The following is a 16676-nucleotide window of genomic DNA, read 5'->3' on the forward strand; positions in this document are numbered from 1 at the left end:
CAGCGATGAGTTCGGATCCAAGGACCATTCCCCAGGTCTTGGACCACATTGCCGACCGATTCGCCGACCACCCGGCCCTGTTGACCGAGGACCGGACGTTCACGTTCGCCCAGCTGCGCGACGAGGTCCGCCGGGCGGCCGCAGCCATGATCGACCTCGGCATCAACGCCGGTGACCGCGTCGCGATCTGGTCCCCCAACACCTGGCACTGGGTGGTCGCCTGCCTGGCCACCCACTACGCAGGCGGCGTCGTCGTACCTCTAAACACCCGCTACACCGCCAGCGAGGCCACCGACATCCTCTCGCGCACCGGCGCCCCGCTGCTGTTCGCATCGGGTGAGTTCCTCGGCGCCGACAAAGCCGCCTCCATCGACCGCGACGCCCTGCCGCAGCTACACCACGTGGTCCGGGTGCCGATCGAGAAGAACGATGGCACCTGGGACGAGTTCATCACCCGCGGCACCGACCTCGGCGCGGTGGATGCGCGTGCCGACGCGGTGGAACCCGACGACGTCTCCGACATCCTCTTCACATCCGGCACCACCGGCCGCAGCAAGGGCGTGCTGTGCGCGCACCGCCAGTCGCTCGACGCCCCGGCGGCGTGGGCCGAGTGCGGCCGACTGACGAGCGACGACCGTTACCTGTGCATCAACCCGTTCTTCCACAACTTCGGCTACAAAGCGGGCATCCTGGCCTGCCTGCAGACCGGCGCCACGCTGATCCCGCAGCTGACGTTCGATCCCGAGAAGACGATGTCCGCCGTGCAGGAGCACCGCATCACCGTGTTGCCGGGGCCGCCGACGATCTATCAGACGCTGCTCGACCATCCCAAGCGCGCCGAGTTTGACCTGACCTCGCTGCGGTTCGCCGTCACCGGCGCGGCGACCATCCCGGTGGTGTTGATCGAGCGGATGCAAACCGAACTGGACATCGACATCGTGCTGACCGCCTACGGCCTCACCGAGGCGAGCGGGTTCGGAACGATGTGCCGTCCCGACGACGACGCCGTCACCGTGGCCACCACATCGGGCCGCCCGATCGCGGATTTCGAACTGCGCATCGACAGCCCGGGCGAGCACGGCGCGGGCGAGGTGCTGTTGCGTGGACCGAATGTCATGCTGGGCTACCTCGACGACCCCGACGCCACCGCGGCGGCCATCGATTCCGACGGCTGGCTGCACACCGGCGACGTGGGCACCGTCGACGACAACGGCAACCTGCGCATCACCGACCGCCTCAAGGACATGTACATCTGCGGCGGTTTCAACGTCTACCCCGCCGAGATCGAGCAGGTGCTCGCGCGACTGGACGGCGTCGCGGAATCCGCGGTGATCGGCGTGCCCGACGAACGGCTCGGTGAGGTGGGCAAGGCCTACATCGTGGTCAAGCCCGGCGCCGAACTCGACGAGGACACCATAATCGCCTACACCCGGGAGCATCTGGCGAACTTCAAGACCCCCCGCTCGGTCGAGTTTCTCGATGCGCTGCCGCGAAACCCCGGGGGCAAGGTAGTCAAACCGCTGCTGCGTGAGAGGGCTGGATCTTCCTGATGGACCTGAATATCGACGACGCGACGCGAGAGTTCCAGGCCGAGGTGCGCGAGTTCCTGGCCGAGAACAAGGACCGCTTCCCGACGAAGTCGTACGACACCGCCGAAGGTTTCGAACAGCACCGACGCTGGGACAAGGTGCTCTACGACGCCGGGCTGTCCGTGATCACCTGGCCGGAGAAATACGGGGGCCGCGACGCCAGCCTGCTGCAGTGGGTGGTGTACGAAGAAGAGTACTTCCGCGCCGGGGCTCCCGGCCGCGCCAGCGCCAACGGCACGTCGATGCTGGCGCCGACTCTGTTCGCCCACGGCACCACCGAACAGCTCGACCGTATCCTGCCGAAAATGGCTAGCGGCGAGGAGATCTGGGCGCAGGCCTGGTCGGAACCCGAGTCGGGCAGCGACCTGGCGTCGCTGCGGTCGACGGCCACCAGGACCGACGGTGGCTGGCTGCTCAACGGGCAGAAGATCTGGAGTTCGCGCGCGCCGTTCGGGGAACGCGCCTTCGGGCTGTTCCGCTCCGACCCCGAAGCCGAACGTCACCGTGGCCTCACGTACTTCATGTTCGACCTGAAGGCCGACGGCGTCACGGTCCGCCCCATCGCGCAACTCGGCGGTGACACCGGTTTCGGCGAGATCTTCCTCGACGACGTGTTCGTGCCCGACAACGACGTCATCGGCGATGTCCACCAGGGCTGGCGCGCAGCGATGAGCACGTCGAGCAATGAGCGCGGCATGTCGCTGCGCAGCCCCGGGCGCTTCATTGCCCCCGCCGAACGGCTTGTCGCGCAATGGAAAGAGAACCCCGACATCGAACTGAAGGAAGCTTACGCCGACCGCGTGGCCGACGCCTGGATCAAGGCCCAGGCCTACCGCCTGCACACGTTCGGCACCGTGACGCGCGTCACCGCAGGCGGCGAATTGGGCGCCGAGTCGAGTGTGACCAAAGTGTTCTGGTCCGACCTCGACGTAGCCATCCACCAGACCGCCCTGGACATGCGCGGTCCCGACGCCGAGCTCGCCGACAACTGGACCGAAGGGTTGCTGTTCTCGCTCGGCGGACCGATCTATGCGGGAACCAACGAGATTCAGCGCAACATCATCGCCGAGCGCCTGCTGGGCCTGCCGCGAAAGTAACCACATGAACTTCGAATTGGACGAACAGCAGCGCGATTTCGCCGCCAGCATCGACGCCGCACTCGGCGCAGCCGACCTGCCCGGCGCGGTTCGCGCGTGGGCCGCCGGGGACACGTCACCGGGGCGCAAGGTGTGGGCTCAGCTGACCGACCTCGGCGTCACGGCGCTCCTCGTGCCGGAAAAGTACGACGGCATCGAGGCCCATCCGGTCGACCTGGTGGTCGCCGCCGAGCGACTCGGCCGGTGGTGCGTTCCCGGCCCGGTGGTCGAATCCATCGCGGTCGCGCCGATCCTGCTCGCCGATGACGAGCGTTGCGCCGGCTTGGCTTCCGGCGAGCTGATCGCGACCGTCGCCCTGCCGCCACAGGTGCCAAGGGCTGTCAACGCCGACACCGCGGGGATCATCCTCGTGGCCGTCGACGGTGAAGTACGTGACGGCGCCGCAGGAGCCGAGCACGAATCGGTCGACCCGAGCCGAAAGCTGTTCGACGTCAACGCGTCAGGCGACGGCAGACCAGCCGACGTGGCCCGCGCCTATGAGTTCGGCGTGCTCGCCACCGCGGCCCAGCTGGTGGGTGCGAGCCAGGCGATGCTGGACATGTCGGTCGAATACGCCAAGCAGCGCAGCCAGTTCGGCAAGGTCATCGGCACCTACCAGGCGATCAAGCACAAACTCGCCGACGTGCACATCGCCGTCGAGTTGGCCCGACCGCTCGTGTACGGCGCGGCCCTGTCACTTGCCGACGGATCCGCCGACACGGCGCGCGATGTCAGCGCCGCCAAGGCCGCGGCCAGCGACGCCGCACTGCTGGCGGCCCGCTCGGCGCTGCAGACACACGGCGCGATCGGATTCACCCAGGAGCACGACCTGTCGTTGTGGCTGCTGCGTGCGCAGGCGCTGCGCTCAGCGTGGGGGGATCCCGCAGTCCACCGTCGGCGCGTACTGGAGGCCCTCTGATGAGTGAAGAACGCCAACTGCTGCGGGAGACCGTCGCCGCGCTGGTGGACAAGCACGCCTCGCCCGCCGCGGTGCGCGAGGCGATGGAATCCGAACGCGGATACGACGAATCGCTGTGGACGCTGCTGTGCGAGCAGGTCGGTGCGGCGGCGCTTGTGGTGCCCGAGGAGCTGGGTGGCGCCGGAGGTGAGCTCGCCGATGCGGCGGTCGTACTCGAGGAACTCGGCAAGGCACTGGTGCCGACTCCCCTGTTGGGAACCACTCTCGCCGAGCTGGCACTACTGGCCGGCGACGAGCCGGACACCGAAGCGCTCGAGGCGATGGCCGAGGGCACCAGCGTCGGCACGGTGGTCTTCGACCCCGACTATGTGATCAACGGCGACATCGCCGACGTGGTGATCGGGGCAGACGGCGACCGCATGGCCCGGTGGACCGAGTTCACCGCGAACCGCCTGGACGCGATGGACCTGACCCGCCGGCTTGCGCGCGTCGAAGTCCAACAGAGCACCGACATCGGCTCGGATCCGGGACTGGCCGACACCGCCGCGTTGCTGCTGGCCGCCGAGCAGATCGGCGCGGCGTCGCGGTGCCTCGACCTGACGGTGCAATACACGAAGGACCGGGTGCAGTTCGGCAGGCCCATCGGCAGTTTCCAGGCGCTCAAGCACCGCATGGCCGACATGTACGTCGCGGTTCAGGCCGCGCGTGCGGTCGTCGACGAGGCGATCGCCGCGCCGTCACCGACCTCGGCTGCGCTGGCCCGGTTCTCGGCGAGCGAGGCGTTCACCAACGTCGCCGCCGAAGCCGTCCAGATGCACGGCGGCATCGCGATCACCTGGGAGCACGACATCCAGCTCTACTTCAAGCGCGCGCACGGCAGTGCCCAGCTGCTCGGACCTCCGCGCGATCACTTGCGCCGCCTCGAATCCGAAGTGTTCTAAAGCTCAGGCGCACAGCCACTTCCACGCCTCTGGGCGTTGATCGAGCGAGAACGTCGCCAGCTGGCCCTTCATCAGCAGTGCGGCCGCCACGTTGACGCACCACTCCTCCCATCTCGGTGCCCCCACCATCGCCACCTTCTCGAGGTCTCGGCGGTGCTTCAAATCGAAAAGCGTGTTCTCCCACGCGGCGCCGAGAGTCCAACCCTCAAAGCTGTCGTCCATCACGAACATCACCCTCAGCGTGCCGGATCGATCGAGCAGCGACCGAACCTGCGGCGCGAGGATGTCGCGGTAATCCTCCCGCGTCAACTTTCCCCGCGCATGGATGACGAGAACCTTGTCGGCGCGGTCGGCCTCGAGTTCGATCATGACGCGGTGTAGGGCGCGAACAGCTCGTCAGCGGTATGGCGCAAGTCGTCGGGGAGCTCGATCCGCACCACGACCGCATCACCGTTCTTCTCCACGGTGAAGCCGAGAAATGGGCAGCAATTCCGCTCGCCGCGCACGAATGCCCGCACCAGGTCAACGGCGCTCGCGTCATATCTGAGCTCGATCGCTCGGCGTTCTCGGCGGAAGTCACGGAGGGCTGTGGAGTTCAGCTCATGGATCCACGCGAGGCGCTTCCGATGGTCGGCCGCAGGCAGGTTACATGCTGGGGGTGGTTCCATATCCTCGAGGATGACCCTTCACGTAGCTTGAGGTTCAAGAGAGCGGGATGTTTCGATGGCTCGGACGGAACTGAAGATCGGGCAACTGGCACGGGCAGCTGGGACAACGCCGTCCACCATCCGCTACTACGAGGAAATCGGCCTGTTGCCACCGCCGGGCCGTGTGGGCGGTCAACGACGCTACCGCCGCGACGACATCGGGCGATTGACGTTCATCAGGCACTGCCGGGAGTTCGGTTTTGCGGTCGCCCAGGTGCGAACCCTGGCGTGCCTGCTGCAGGACACCGACCGGTCCTGCATTGAGGCGCGCGAGGTGGCCGAGACGCATCTTGCTTCCATCCGCGACAAGCTCGCGGAGCTACATGCGCTCGAGCGCGACATCGCGAGGCTTCTCGATGTGGCCAGTGTCGACTGCGACGGCGGCCCGGGCGCGGACTGTGCCGTGCTGCGCGGCCTCGCCGAGCCGGCGTGCGAGGATCACGGATGATGACCGGGAAGATCTCGCTGCGGTCAGGGATCCCTCCGTTCTACGTCATGGACGTATGGCTGGCCGCCGCCGAGCGGCAGCGCAGCCACGGTGACCTGGTCAACCTGTCCGCGGGCCAACCCAGCGCGGGTGCTCCCGCAGCCGTGCGGGCAGCCGCCAAGGAGGCGCTGGAGACGACCGTCCTCGGATATACCGTCGCGCTCGGGATCCCGGAACTGCGCGCAGCAATCGCGCATTCGTACCTGGAACAGCATGGCCTGCAGGTGGATCCGGATGACGTGGTCATCACCACGGGCTCGTCGGGTGGCTTCCTACTGGCGTTCCTGGCCTGCTTCGACGTCGGTGACCGGGTCGCGATCGCCAGCCCGGGTTACCCCTGTTATCGAAACATCCTCTCCGCGCTGGGTTGTGAGGTCGTGGAGATCCCCTGCGGCGCCGAAACCCGTTTTCAGCCGACGGTGCAGATGCTCGAGGAACTCGACCCGCCCGTGCAGGGTGTCATCGTGGCGAGCCCCGCCAACCCGACAGGCACGGTGATTCCGCCGGACGAGCTCGCTGCGATCGCTTCGTGGTGCGCATCGCGCGGTGTCCGGTTGATCAGCGACGAGGTGTATCACGGGCTGGTCTACGAAGGTGCTCCCGCCGTCAGCTGCGCCTGGGCGACGTCACGGGATTCGATTGTGGTGAACAGCTTCTCGAAATACTTCGCGATGACAGGTTGGCGGCTCGGCTGGCTTCTGGTTCCGAAGGAGCTGCAGCGGGCGGTCGACCGTCTCACCGGAAACTTCACCATCTGCCCGCCGACGCTGCCGCAGTACGCCGCGATCGCGGCGTTCACCCCGGAGTCGATCGCGGAGTCCGACGCGCTGCTTCATCACTACGCCGCCAACCGGCAGATGCTGCTCGACGGTCTGCGCGGCCTCGGCATCGATCGCCTGGCCCCGACTGACGGAGCGTTCTACGTGTACGCCGACGTGTCGCATCTCACGTCTGATTCGCTGTCGTTCTGTTCGAAGCTGCTCGCCGACACCGGAGTTGCGATCGCACCGGGCATCGACTTCGACCCGGCCCGCGGCCATACGTTCGTCCGGCTGTCGTTCGCCGGGCCAGCGAGCGACATCACCGAGGCGCTCCGGCGAATCGGCAGCTGGCTGGGTCAGCTGCAGCACCATTAGCATTCCGGTGCGCACGTCGACCGGAGTCAAAACGACGGCGACTCCGAGGCGTTCTGTGCCCGTTCGGCTTTGATGCGCTGGGCACGTTCGACCGATCGAGTGTTCTTGCGCATCGGCATCTTCAAACCGCGGTTGCCGGGCGGCGGGCCGGCACCATGCGGTGGGCCGCTAGCCCGCGGCGGCAGCTCGGCTGCCTTTGTGTCCCATCCGGGGAACAGACTTCGAGACCCCGGATATGTCGTATATGTACGGCCTGTCGGTGACGTCCAGACCGCGGCGCCGTCTGCGCGCAGCAGATACGACCAGTCACCGTCCCAGAAGGTTTTCAGTAGGTGGTGAAGACGGCAGAGGCAAGCCAGATTCGACTGATGCGTTGCCCCGTTCGGGTGGGCCGTGACGTGGTCGATATCGCAGAACTCCGCGCGCCGATGGCATCCCGGAAAGCGGCAGCGCAGATCACGGGCACGGATGCGACGGGCCAGCTTGGCCGACGGCCGATATCCGTGCTCGGGCTGTTCGTCCGGTTCGCCCAGCGGCCGCAGTGTGGCACCGTTGCGCAGCAGCGCGGCCAGCATCGGGGTGGTCAGCACCTCGGGACCCCCGGCTCCGGATATCACTGCGGTGCCCGGGTCCCGTCGGCAGGCCGCGGTGCGCCGGACGGATTCCGGTGTCGCTTGGGTGGCATCGACGGCGGTCTGGTCGGCGTAAACATTCACCACCACCGACGATGTAGGGGCGGGCTGGGCCGCCCGCGCCGGGCAGGCCGGGGAGCCGCATTCGCACGGTAGGTGGTCGTTGCCGTTCGCAAGCGCCCCGACTGCGTCGCTGCGACGCTCACCGGCCGAACGCGGATCGTCAGGGCACACGGTGGCCACCATCGCGGCGACCTTGCGGTCGAGAACCGCGGCATCGGCGGGTTGCAATTTGCCCCACACCGATGTGGCCCCGTGCTCGTCTTCGTAGGACCCGACTTTGAAATCGCGGCCACGGGCGCGGGCCTGGCTGGCGATCACCGCGTCGGGATCGTACTGCAGCACCAACGCGTCCACGCCGATGCGCAGATCGTCTTCCGACAGCGGTCCCCACTCGTCCGCCCGTTCGGCCAGCGCCGCATCGACCTGCGCCCAAACCGCGTCGTCGGCGATCAACCGGGTACGCCACGTGAGTATCCCGATCACGCGCGCCGAGAGCCGGCCCGCGCCGAACAGCGCACCGACCTTGGGCAGGCGATCGCGCAGGGTTTCGGCGATGCGCATCTGCCCGCAGGCCCTGCCGTGGCTGATGTTCATGGCCGCGGTGACCTCGGCAGCGGTCGAAGCCCACGGATCACACGCCCACAACGCACGCGGATGATCGTCGTCGCCGACACCGCGGCGCGACATCAGCTCCCCGATCGCCGCCGTGCGCAATGCGCCCGCGGACGCTTCGGCGCGGGTGGCCTCCTCGATGGTGGCCACCAACCCCGCTTCATCCACGCCTTCGAACACGTGTTCGATTATGCCACGCCTGGGCGACAAGAATGAACACCCGAATGAGTCGGGATAACTCAGCGCTTCTGTGTGACGTACCAGTCCAACAGGTCCGGGTCGTCGACGGCGCTGCGCTCGACCACCTTCGCGGCGTCGGCGCCCTGGAACAGCTTCTTGATCGGCACCTCGAGCTTCTTGCCCGTGCGGGTGTGCGGAACACCTGGCGCAGCGATGATCTCGTCGGGCACATGCCGCGGCGAGACCTCTTCGCGGACGGCGTTCTTGATGCGGTCGCGCACCTCGTCGGTCAGTTCGGCTCCCTCGGCGAGGACCACGAACAGCGGCATCCAATATCCGCCGTCGGGCTGGTCGACGCCGATGATCAGGGCTTCGGCCACCTCGGGCAGCCGTTCGACCGCCTGGTAGATGTCGGCGCTACCCATCCGGATACCGTGCCGGTTCAACGTCGAGTCCGAACGGCCGTGCACGATGACGCTGCCGTGATCGGTGATCGTGATCCAGTCCCCGTGCCGCCACACCCCGGGATACATCTCGAAATACGCTGCGCGGTAACGTGACCCGTCGGGATCGTTCCAGAAGCCGACCGGCATCGACGGCATCGGCTTGGTCACCACCAGCTCGCCGACCTCGTTGCGCACCGGCTTTCCGGACTCGTCCCACGAGTCCAGGGCGCATCCGAGGTACGGCGCCGACAGCTCACCCGGCCATACCGGGACCGTGCGGACCCCGCCGATGAAAGCGGACACCACGTCGGTGCCGCCACTGATCGAGGACACCTGCACGTGCTCACCGACGTTGTCGCGCAACCACAGTGACGACGATGGGGGGAGCGACGAGCCGGTGATGCCGACCGTGCGCAGCGCCGACAGGTCGTGCTCCTTGCGCGGCACCGCGCCGGCCTTCGCGCAGCCCAGCACATAGCCCGGACTCGTCCCCAGCACCGTCGCCTTGACCCGCGCCGCGATCTCCCAGAGCACATCCGGACGCGGCACACTGGGACTGCCGTCGTAGCAGACGATCGTCGATCCGACCAGCAGGCCCGCCACCTGGAAGTTCCACATCATCCAGCTGGGACTGGTGTACCAGAAGAAGATGTCGTCCGGTCCGATATCGGACTGCAGGCTCACGGCTTTGAGGTGTTCGACCAGCACACCGCCGTGGCCGTGAATGATGCCCTTGGGCAACCCGGTGGTGCCCGAGGAAAACAGGATCCACAGCGGGTGGGCGAAGTCGACCGGCGTCGTGGTCAACTCCTTGCTACTGCTGCCCGCCATGTCGGGTGCCATCACCGTCGCACGCAGCGTTGGTAATCCCTTCTGCAGCGCGGTGATTTCGGCGGCCTTGTCATGGAACTTGCCGCCGTAGGTATAGCCGTCGGTGGTCACCAGCACGGTGGGTTCGAGCTGACCGAGACGGTCGAGTGCGGCCTTGGCCGAATAGTCCTGGCCGCACGCGCTCCAAATCGCGCCGATGCTGGCCGTCGCCAGGAACGCGATCACGGCCTCGGGAATGTTGGGCAGATATCCGACGACCCGGTCGCCGGCGCTCACACCGAGGTCGCGCAGCGTCTGCGCGAACGCCGCCGTGCGTCCCAACAACTCGGCCCACGACACCTCGACGGGATCCCCACCCTCGCGCAGGTACAGGATGGCGGGCCGGTCCGACCGGGCGTTGCGAATCACCTGATCCACATAGTTGAGCTGCACGCCCGGAAACCACTGCGCTCCAGGCATTTCAGCAGAGGTGAGCACCTGCTCCGGGCGATCGCCGAGGTCGAAGTAGTCCCACAACGCGGCCCAGAACTCATCCGGCTCGTCGGTCGACCACTGCCACAGCGTCTCGTAGTCGGGGTGATTTCGGCCGGTGCGGCGCTGCACGAACTGTGCGAAGTCGGTGACGCGCGCTCCGGCCACATCGTCCTCGGTGGGTGTCCATTGCGGAGTTGCGGTCATCGGGCGCTCCACCCACCGTCCATCGTGTACGACGCTCCGGTCACCATCACTGCGGCCGGCGAGGCGAGCCAGGTGACCAGGGAGGCAACTTCTTCGGGTTCGACAAGTCGCTTGATCGCGCTCTCCTTCAACAGAATGTCGGCGACCACCTTATCCTCGTCGATCCCGTGGGTGCGGGCCTGATCGGCGATCTGCTTGGTCACCAGCGGGGTACGCACATAGCCGGGGTCGACACAGTTGCTTGTGACGCCGTGCGGCGCGCCCTCCAGAGCGGTCACCTTCGACAGCCCCTCCAAACCGTGCTTGGCGGTGACGTAGCCGCTCTTGTACTCCGAGGCGCGTAGACCGTGCACCGAGGAGATGTTGATGATGCGTCCGAACTCCTGCTCGTACATGTGCGGCAACGCCGCGCGGATCAACAGGAACGGCGCTTCCAGCATCAACGCGAGGATGAAGCGGAATCGCTCGGGCGGAAACTCGTGGATCGGGCTGACGTGCTGCACCCCGGCGTTGTTGACGAGGACGTCGGTCTGCAGCCGAAGGTCCTCGAGCGCTGACACGTCGGAAAGGTCGACAGCCCATGGCCTTCCACCGATCTCGTCGGCAACCTTCTTGGCGCCTTCCTCGTCCAGATCCGCGACGGTGACCGTCGCCCCGCGCTCAGCGAGGGCATGCGCACAAGCCGCGCCGATCCCGCTTGCGCCACCGGTGACCAACGCGGTGCGCCCGTCGAGATCGCTCATACGACACCCGCCTTGGCGAGTTGATCGCGATCGGCGGCGTCGAGCGTCCCGAGGTCGAGGCCTTTGGTCTCACGGTTGAACAACGCGGCCACCAGGGTGATCGCTGACGCGCCCGCGAGGTAGAGAGCGATGGGAACTGCTGAGTCGAACCTGTCCAGCAGCCAGGTGGCGATGGCAGGCGCGAGCGATCCGGCGACGATGGATGTCACCTGATAGCCAAGGGAGACACCGGAATACCGCATACGAGTCGGGAACATCTCGGCCATGATCGCCGGCTGCGGTGAGTACATCAGCGCGTGGATGACGAGCCCGAGGATGATGGCTGCCATGATCAACGCATAGGAACCGCTGTTCATCATCGGGAACGCGAAGAAGCCCCACGTGCCTCCGAGGATCGCCCCGACGATATACACCGGCCGCCTACCGAACCGATCAGACAAGCGCCCCACTTGGGGGATCACCACGAAGTGCACGGCGTGCGCGACCAGCAACCACCAGAGGATGTCGCTGGTGTCGGCGCCGACGTGCGTCTTGAGGTACACGATCGAGAAGGTGACCACCAGGTAGTACATGATGTTCTCGGCGAACCGCAGGCCCATCGCGGTGAAAACTCCACGCGGATAACGCTTCAGCACCTCGACCACCCCGTACGAGACGGCCTTGGCGCGCTCGACCTCCTCTTGTGCGGCCACGAAGATCGGGGCGTCGGTGACCTTGGTCCGGATGTAGTACCCGATCAGCACCACCACGGCCGACAGCCAGAACGCGACCCGCCATCCCCAGGACAAGAACGCCGTCTCCGGCAGCGCGGCGGTCAGCACCAGGAGGACGACGGTGGCGAGCATATTGCCCACCGGCACCGCCGCCTGCGGCCAGCTGGCCCAGAAGCCGCGCTTGTCGTTGGGGCTGTGCTCGGCGACGAGCAGGACCGCTCCGCCCCATTCGCCTCCGACCGCGAAGCCCTGCATGAACCGCAGGACCACCAGCAGGATCGGCGCCCACACGCCGATCTGCGCGTAGGTCGGCAGGCAGCCCATGAGGAAGGTGACTGCACCGACGAGCAGGATCGCGAACTGCAGCAGCTTCTTGCGCCCGTACTTGTCGCCGAAGTGCCCGAAGACGATTCCGCCCAGCGGCCGTGCCACGAATCCGACGGCGTAGGTCAACAGTGCGGCGATCAGACCGCTCGCCTCACTGGTGCCTTCTGCGAAGAACACCTTGTTGAAGACCAGGGTGGCGGCGGTGGCGTAGAGGAAGAATTCGTACCACTCGACGACGGTGCCTGCCATCGAGGCGACCACGACGCGTTTGAGCCCGGTGGGGACCGGCGCGGCGCCGCTGTCGGCGTTGGTGACACCCATCGCACACTCCTTCGGGTTGTGATGGCAGACAAGTCGCCTGTGAGTATTCACGCAGATACGCCCCCGGGCAATGGCGAAAGGCGCAGGGAGTATCTGCAAAAATGCACACATGACGCAGCCGCCGGCTCGGCGACGACCGAGCGCCGATGACCTCCTGGTGCTGCTGGCGGTCGGCCGATCGGGACGGTACAACGCGGCCGCCGAGGAACTCGGCCTCAACCACACCACGATCTCCAGGCGCATCGCCGCGCTCGAGGAGTCGGTGGGCGGACGGGTGCTCGCCCGCGGCGCGGGCGGATGGGAACTCACCGAACTCGGACGCGACGCCCTGGCCGCCGCGGAAGCCATCGAGTCGGCCGTGCGATCACTTGCCGTCGATCCCGCCGGCGAGCGCGCGCTCGAGGGTGTCGTCCGGATCTCGGCCACCGACGGCTTCTCCGCCTACATCGCGGCACCCGCCGCCGCGCGCGTTCAGCGGCAGCATCCGAATGTGGCGGTCGAGATCGTCGCCGCCACCCGCCGTGCGACCCAGCAGAGGTCCGGGCTGGACGTCGAGGTGGTCGTCGGCGAACCCCGTGTCCATCGGGCCAGGGCGATCCGGCTCGGCGACTACTGCCTCGGCCTCTACGGGTCCCGCGACTACCTGGCCGAGCACGGTACGCCGAGGACCGTAGCCGATCTGAACCGTTATCCGCTGGTGTACTTCATCGACTCGATGTTGCAGGTCGACGACCTCGATGCGGCGACGAGCTTCGCGCCCGCGATGCGCGAATCCGTCACGTCCACGAACGTTTTCGTCCACGTCGAGGCGACCCGCGCGGCCGCGGGCCTCGGGCTGCTGCCCTGCTTCATGGCCGACCGCCACGCCGATCTCGTACGCGTCCTGCGCACCGAGGTTTCGGTGCGGCTGACGTACTGGCTCGTCACCCGCGGCGAAACACTGCGGCGGCCGGAGGTGGCGGCCGTCGTCGACGCGATTCGCGATCGGATGGACGACCAGCACGACGTGCTACTGGGCAAGGGCTAACGTCGTCGGTATGCCGTTCATCGACCACCCGAAGGGTCGGGCCTACTACCGCCACTGGGCGTCGCCGCAGCCCCGCGCGGCGGTGATCTTCCTGCACGGCTTCGGCGAGCACACCGGTCTCTACCACCGTTACGGCTTCGCACTCAACGCCGCGGGCTTCGACCTCTGGGCGGTGGACCAGTTCGGCCACGGGCTCAGCCCGGGCACCCGCGGTGACTTCGGATCGACCGAGGACAGCTCCTCACTGGCCGACGACCTGATCTCGCTCGCCGAAAGCGCCACTCCCGGAATACCGTTGATCGCACAAGGACATTCGTTCGGCTCGATCGTCACGCTGTTCCGGTTGCTCGACCAGCCCGACCGTTACGCCGGCGGTATCGTCTCCGGCGCTCCGCTGGTACCGATCCCGGCGATGCTCGACAGCGACACCTCACTGGCCCTCGAGCCGAGTTGGCTGTCCGAGGACCCGTTCTACCTCGACCTGCTGGCGAACGATCCATTGACGTTCGTCGACGCCGACGGTGTGGCGCTGGTGCGGGAGCTCGACCGGGCCTGGGACCGGTTCGGCGCGGTGCTGCCGAAGCTGACGGTGCCGACACTGGCCGTGCACGGTTCAAACGACCCCCTCGCCCAGGTCGGGGCGGTACGTGCCTACGCCGAGCAGATCGACGCGCTGCGCCTCGCCGAGTTCGAGGGGGCTCGTCACGACATTCTGAACGAGACCATGCACCAAGAGGTCGCGGCCGCGATCGTCGACTTCATCGACGGGTTGTTGTAGCGCGCCTACAACCAGGTGTCGTCGGTGGTCGCGGTGAGGAAGGCCTCGAGATCGTCACGCCATTGGGCGGGCGTGTTCTTCTCCGGCTCGATACCGGTGTACTGCCCGCGGTAGAAAAGCAGCGGCCGCGGCTTGCGGTGCGGGACGTCCGACAGCGAATGCACAGCGCCGAATACGACGTAGTGGTCGCCTCCGTCGTGCACCGAATGCACCGAGCAGTCGATGTGAGCGAGCGTGCCTTCGATGACCGGCGAGCCGAGTTTGGACTGATACCACTCGATTTCGGCGAACTTGTCGGGTTCCTTCGAGCCGAACCGCGCCGAAACATCCTTTTGGTTCTCGTGCAGCACGTTCACGCAGAAATTACCGCTGGCCTCGATCGCCTGCCACGACCGCGACATCTTCGTCGGGCAGAACAGCACCAGCGGTGGATCCAGGCTCAGCGCGGCGAACGACTGGCACGCGAACCCGACCGGCACGCCGTCGTGGATCGTCGTGATCACCGTGATGCCCGTACAGAACTGTCCGAGCACGCTGCGGAATGTGCGCGGATCGATCGGTTCGGCCGCCATTATCGAGTGATCTTCACCGTCACTTGAAGCCGACGCTGAAGTCGTGGCCCCATAGGCTGACCGCGGTACTTTCCCGCGCGACCCAGTCTTCATTCTCGACTTGCAAACCCTCACAACCGAACTCGACATCAAAGCCGCCCGGCGTCTTCATGTAGAACGACAGCATCTTGTCATTGACGTGGCGACCCAGCGTCGCCGACATCGGCACCTTGCGCCGCAACGCGCGGTCCAGACAGAGCCCGACATCGTCGGCGCTTTCGACCTCCACCATCAGGTGAACGATGCCGCTCGGCGTCTCACCCGGCATGAACGCCAGGCTGTGGTGGCGCGGGTTGACCCCGAGGAAGCGCAGCCACGCGGGCGCGCCGTCGGCGGGCCGTCCGACGAGCTGGGGTGGTAGCCGCATCGAGTCACGCAGGTAGAACCCCAGCACATCCCGGTAGAAGTGCAGCGTCTCGGCGTCGTCACGGGTGGTCAGCACCACGTGGCCCAGGCCCTGCTGCTCGGTGACGAACTTGTGGCCGTACGGGCTGACGACGCGACGGTGCTCGAGCGCGACACCGTGGAAGACCTCGAGCGTGTTACCGGACGGGTCGTCGAAGCGGATCATCTCGTCGACGCGGCGTTCGGCCAGCTCGGCAGCCGAGGCCTCCTTGTACGGCACGCCTTCGATGTCGAGCCGGTTCCGGATGTCCTGCAGCTCAGTGGCGTTGGCGGTTTCCCAGCCGGACTGCAGCAACCGGTCGTGTTCTCCTGGCACGATCACCAGCCGGGCCGGGAACTCGTCCATCCGCAGATAGAGCGCACCGTCGGTCTCGCCGGAGCCCTCTACCATGCCGAGTACCTTCAGGCCGTACTCGCGCCACGCCGCGACGTCCGTGGCCTCGATCCGAAGGTAGCCAAGCGATTTGATGGTCATCGCGCAACCTCCTTGGGTTTGACCGTCAGAAAGTCGATGGTGAGCTTGTTGAATTCGTCGAACTTCTCCAGCTGAGCCCAGTGTCCGCACTGCCCGAAGACATGCAGCTGAACCCGCGGAATCTGTTTGAGCGCCACCAGCGCGCCGTCGAGCGGGTTGACGCGATCTTCGCGACCCCAGATCAACAGCACCGGTTGACGCAGCTTGTACACCTCGCGCCACATCATGCCGAGCTCGAAGTCCGCACCCGCGAACGACATTCCCATCGCCTTGGCCGCGGCCAGCGACTCGGGCCGGCTGGCGATCTCGAACCGCTCGTCGATCAGTTCGGGAGTGATCAGCTTCTGGTCGTGAACCATGATGCGCAGGAACTTCTCCATGTTCTCGCGCGTGGGCTCGGCGGTGAACTTGCCCAGCAGCTTGACGCCCTCGGTGGGATCGGGCGCAAAGAGGTTGACCGACAGCCCGCCGGGGCCCATCAGCACCAGCCGGCCCGCCCGCTTGGGGTTGTCGAGCGCGAACCGCACCGCGGTCCCGCCACCGAGCGAGTTACCAACCAGCGCAGCACGTTCGATGCCCAGGTGGTCGAACAGCCCGAGCACCGCGTTCGCGCTGTAGCGGTTGTACTGCTCATGTTCGGTGTGCTTGTCCGAGTGACCGTACCCGGGCTGGTCAATGGCGATGACGTGAAAGTGCCTGGCCAGCACCGCGATGTTCTTGGAGAAGTTCGACCAACTCGACGCTCCCGGCCCGCCGCCGTGCAGCAACACCACCGTCTCGGAGTGGCCGACACCGGCCTCGTGGTAGTGCAGCCGCATGTCTCGTTCACCGGCGCGGACCTGCGCGTACCGAGACGTCGATTCGAAGGTGACCTCGACCTGCTGCTCGGTCTCCTGGATGTATGAGGTCATCTGGCCTT

General features: G+C 66.6%; 17 protein-coding genes. 8 read left to right on the top strand and 9 right to left on the bottom strand.

The features are described from left to right. Positions 1-5: 5 nt before the first annotated feature. From fadD3 to A5759_RS15315, 4 genes are read left to right on the top strand one after another with little or no spacing between them, the layout of a single operon-like run. Positions 6-1550, top strand: a complete 1545-nt coding sequence (fadD3, locus tag A5759_RS15300; protein ID WP_068199126.1) for a 3-((3aS,4S,7aS)-7a-methyl-1,5-dioxo-octahydro-1H-inden-4-yl)propanoate--CoA ligase FadD3 — start codon at positions 6-8, stop codon at positions 1548-1550. Continuing rightward, positions 1550-2686: an acyl-CoA dehydrogenase family protein gene (locus A5759_RS15305; RefSeq protein ID WP_068199128.1), complete on the top strand. Its 1137-nt coding sequence runs from the start codon at positions 1550-1552 to the stop codon at positions 2684-2686. The genes fadD3 and A5759_RS15305 overlap by 1 nt, the downstream gene beginning before the upstream one ends. 4 nt (positions 2687-2690) lie before the next feature. Continuing rightward, positions 2691-3644: an acyl-CoA dehydrogenase family protein gene (locus tag A5759_RS15310; RefSeq protein ID WP_064419306.1), complete on the top strand. Its 954-nt coding sequence runs from the start codon at positions 2691-2693 to the stop codon at positions 3642-3644. Next, positions 3644-4585 carry an acyl-CoA dehydrogenase family protein gene (locus tag A5759_RS15315; protein WP_068199130.1) on the top strand — a complete coding sequence of 314 codons (942 nt, stop codon included), beginning with the start codon at positions 3644-3646 and terminating at the stop codon, positions 4583-4585. The genes A5759_RS15310 and A5759_RS15315 overlap by 1 nt, the downstream gene beginning before the upstream one ends. A 3-nt stretch (positions 4586-4588) precedes the next feature. Here A5759_RS15315 and A5759_RS15320 read toward each other — a convergent pair whose 3' ends face one another. After that, positions 4589-4954: an STAS/SEC14 domain-containing protein gene (locus A5759_RS15320; protein WP_064419304.1), complete on the bottom strand. Its 366-nt coding sequence runs from the start codon at positions 4952-4954 to the stop codon at positions 4589-4591. Then, complete coding sequence (locus A5759_RS15325) at positions 4951-5253, bottom strand: hypothetical protein (protein WP_064419303.1); 303 nt, start codon at positions 5251-5253, stop codon at positions 4951-4953. Before A5759_RS15325 ends, A5759_RS15320 begins: the two co-directional genes overlap by 4 nt. Positions 5254-5308: 55 nt before the next feature. Here A5759_RS15325 and A5759_RS15330 point away from each other — a divergent pair, with 55 nt between their 5' ends. Next, a complete protein-coding gene (locus A5759_RS15330) occupies positions 5309-5740 on the top strand; it encodes a helix-turn-helix domain-containing protein (protein ID WP_064399244.1) in 432 nt (143 codons plus the stop codon). Further along, positions 5740-6915 (top strand): pyridoxal phosphate-dependent aminotransferase, encoded by a 1176-nt coding sequence (locus A5759_RS15335; RefSeq protein WP_068199133.1) that lies wholly within the window; start codon positions 5740-5742, stop codon positions 6913-6915. The genes A5759_RS15330 and A5759_RS15335 overlap by 1 nt, the downstream gene beginning before the upstream one ends. Before the next feature lie 26 nt (positions 6916-6941). Here the strand turns inward: A5759_RS15335 and A5759_RS15340 are convergent, their stop codons facing one another. The 4 genes from A5759_RS15340 to A5759_RS15355 are packed head-to-tail and all read right to left on the bottom strand — an operon-like array spanning position 6942 to position 12461. Continuing rightward, positions 6942-8402, bottom strand: coding sequence for an HNH endonuclease signature motif containing protein (locus A5759_RS15340; RefSeq protein ID WP_082962141.1), 1461 nt, complete (start codon positions 8400-8402; stop codon positions 6942-6944). 59 nt (positions 8403-8461) lie between these two features. Then, the gene (locus A5759_RS15345; protein WP_068199250.1) at positions 8462-10357 is read right to left on the bottom strand and encodes an acetoacetate--CoA ligase; all 1896 of its coding nucleotides are present in this window, start codon (positions 10355-10357) and stop codon (positions 8462-8464) included. Next, entirely contained in the window at positions 10354-11100 is a 747-nt protein-coding gene (locus A5759_RS15350; RefSeq protein WP_064419300.1) for a 3-hydroxybutyrate dehydrogenase, read from the bottom strand. Before A5759_RS15350 ends, A5759_RS15345 begins: the two co-directional genes overlap by 4 nt. Beyond that, a complete protein-coding gene (locus A5759_RS15355) occupies positions 11097-12461 on the bottom strand; it encodes an MFS transporter (RefSeq protein WP_064399247.1) in 1365 nt (454 codons plus the stop codon). The genes A5759_RS15350 and A5759_RS15355 overlap by 4 nt, the downstream gene beginning before the upstream one ends. A gap of 70 nt (positions 12462-12531) precedes the next feature. Between A5759_RS15355 and A5759_RS15360 the strand changes: the two genes are divergently transcribed. Together A5759_RS15360 and A5759_RS15365 are read left to right on the top strand one after the other, a co-directional pair. Further along, positions 12532-13488 carry a LysR family transcriptional regulator gene (locus A5759_RS15360; protein ID WP_068199135.1) on the top strand — a complete coding sequence of 319 codons (957 nt, stop codon included), beginning with the start codon at positions 12532-12534 and terminating at the stop codon, positions 13486-13488. Positions 13489-13498: 10 nt separating this feature from the next. Next, on the top strand, positions 13499-14266 hold the full coding sequence (locus A5759_RS15365) for an alpha/beta fold hydrolase (protein WP_068199139.1): 768 nt from the start codon (positions 13499-13501) through the stop codon (positions 14264-14266). Between the two features lie 5 nt (positions 14267-14271). Here the strand turns inward: A5759_RS15365 and hsaB are convergent, their stop codons facing one another. The 3 genes from hsaB to hsaD are packed head-to-tail and all read right to left on the bottom strand — an operon-like array spanning position 14272 to position 16668. Further along, positions 14272-14838: a 3-hydroxy-9,10-secoandrosta-1,3,5(10)-triene-9,17-dione monooxygenase reductase subunit gene (hsaB, locus tag A5759_RS15370; protein WP_064399250.1), complete on the bottom strand. Its 567-nt coding sequence runs from the start codon at positions 14836-14838 to the stop codon at positions 14272-14274. A gap of 19 nt (positions 14839-14857) precedes the next feature. Next, complete coding sequence (gene hsaC, locus A5759_RS15375) at positions 14858-15757, bottom strand: iron-dependent extradiol dioxygenase HsaC (RefSeq protein WP_068199144.1); 900 nt, start codon at positions 15755-15757, stop codon at positions 14858-14860. Further along, entirely contained in the window at positions 15754-16668 is a 915-nt protein-coding gene (gene hsaD / locus A5759_RS15380) for a 4,5:9,10-diseco-3-hydroxy-5,9,17-trioxoandrosta-1(10),2-diene-4-oate hydrolase (protein WP_068199145.1), read from the bottom strand. Before hsaD ends, hsaC begins: the two co-directional genes overlap by 4 nt. Positions 16669-16676 lie beyond the last annotated feature (8 nt).

This window comes from Mycobacterium sp. 852014-52144_SCH5372336 (assembly GCF_001665615.1).
Classification (GTDB): domain Bacteria; phylum Actinomycetota; class Actinomycetes; order Mycobacteriales; family Mycobacteriaceae; genus Mycobacterium; species Mycobacterium neumannii_A.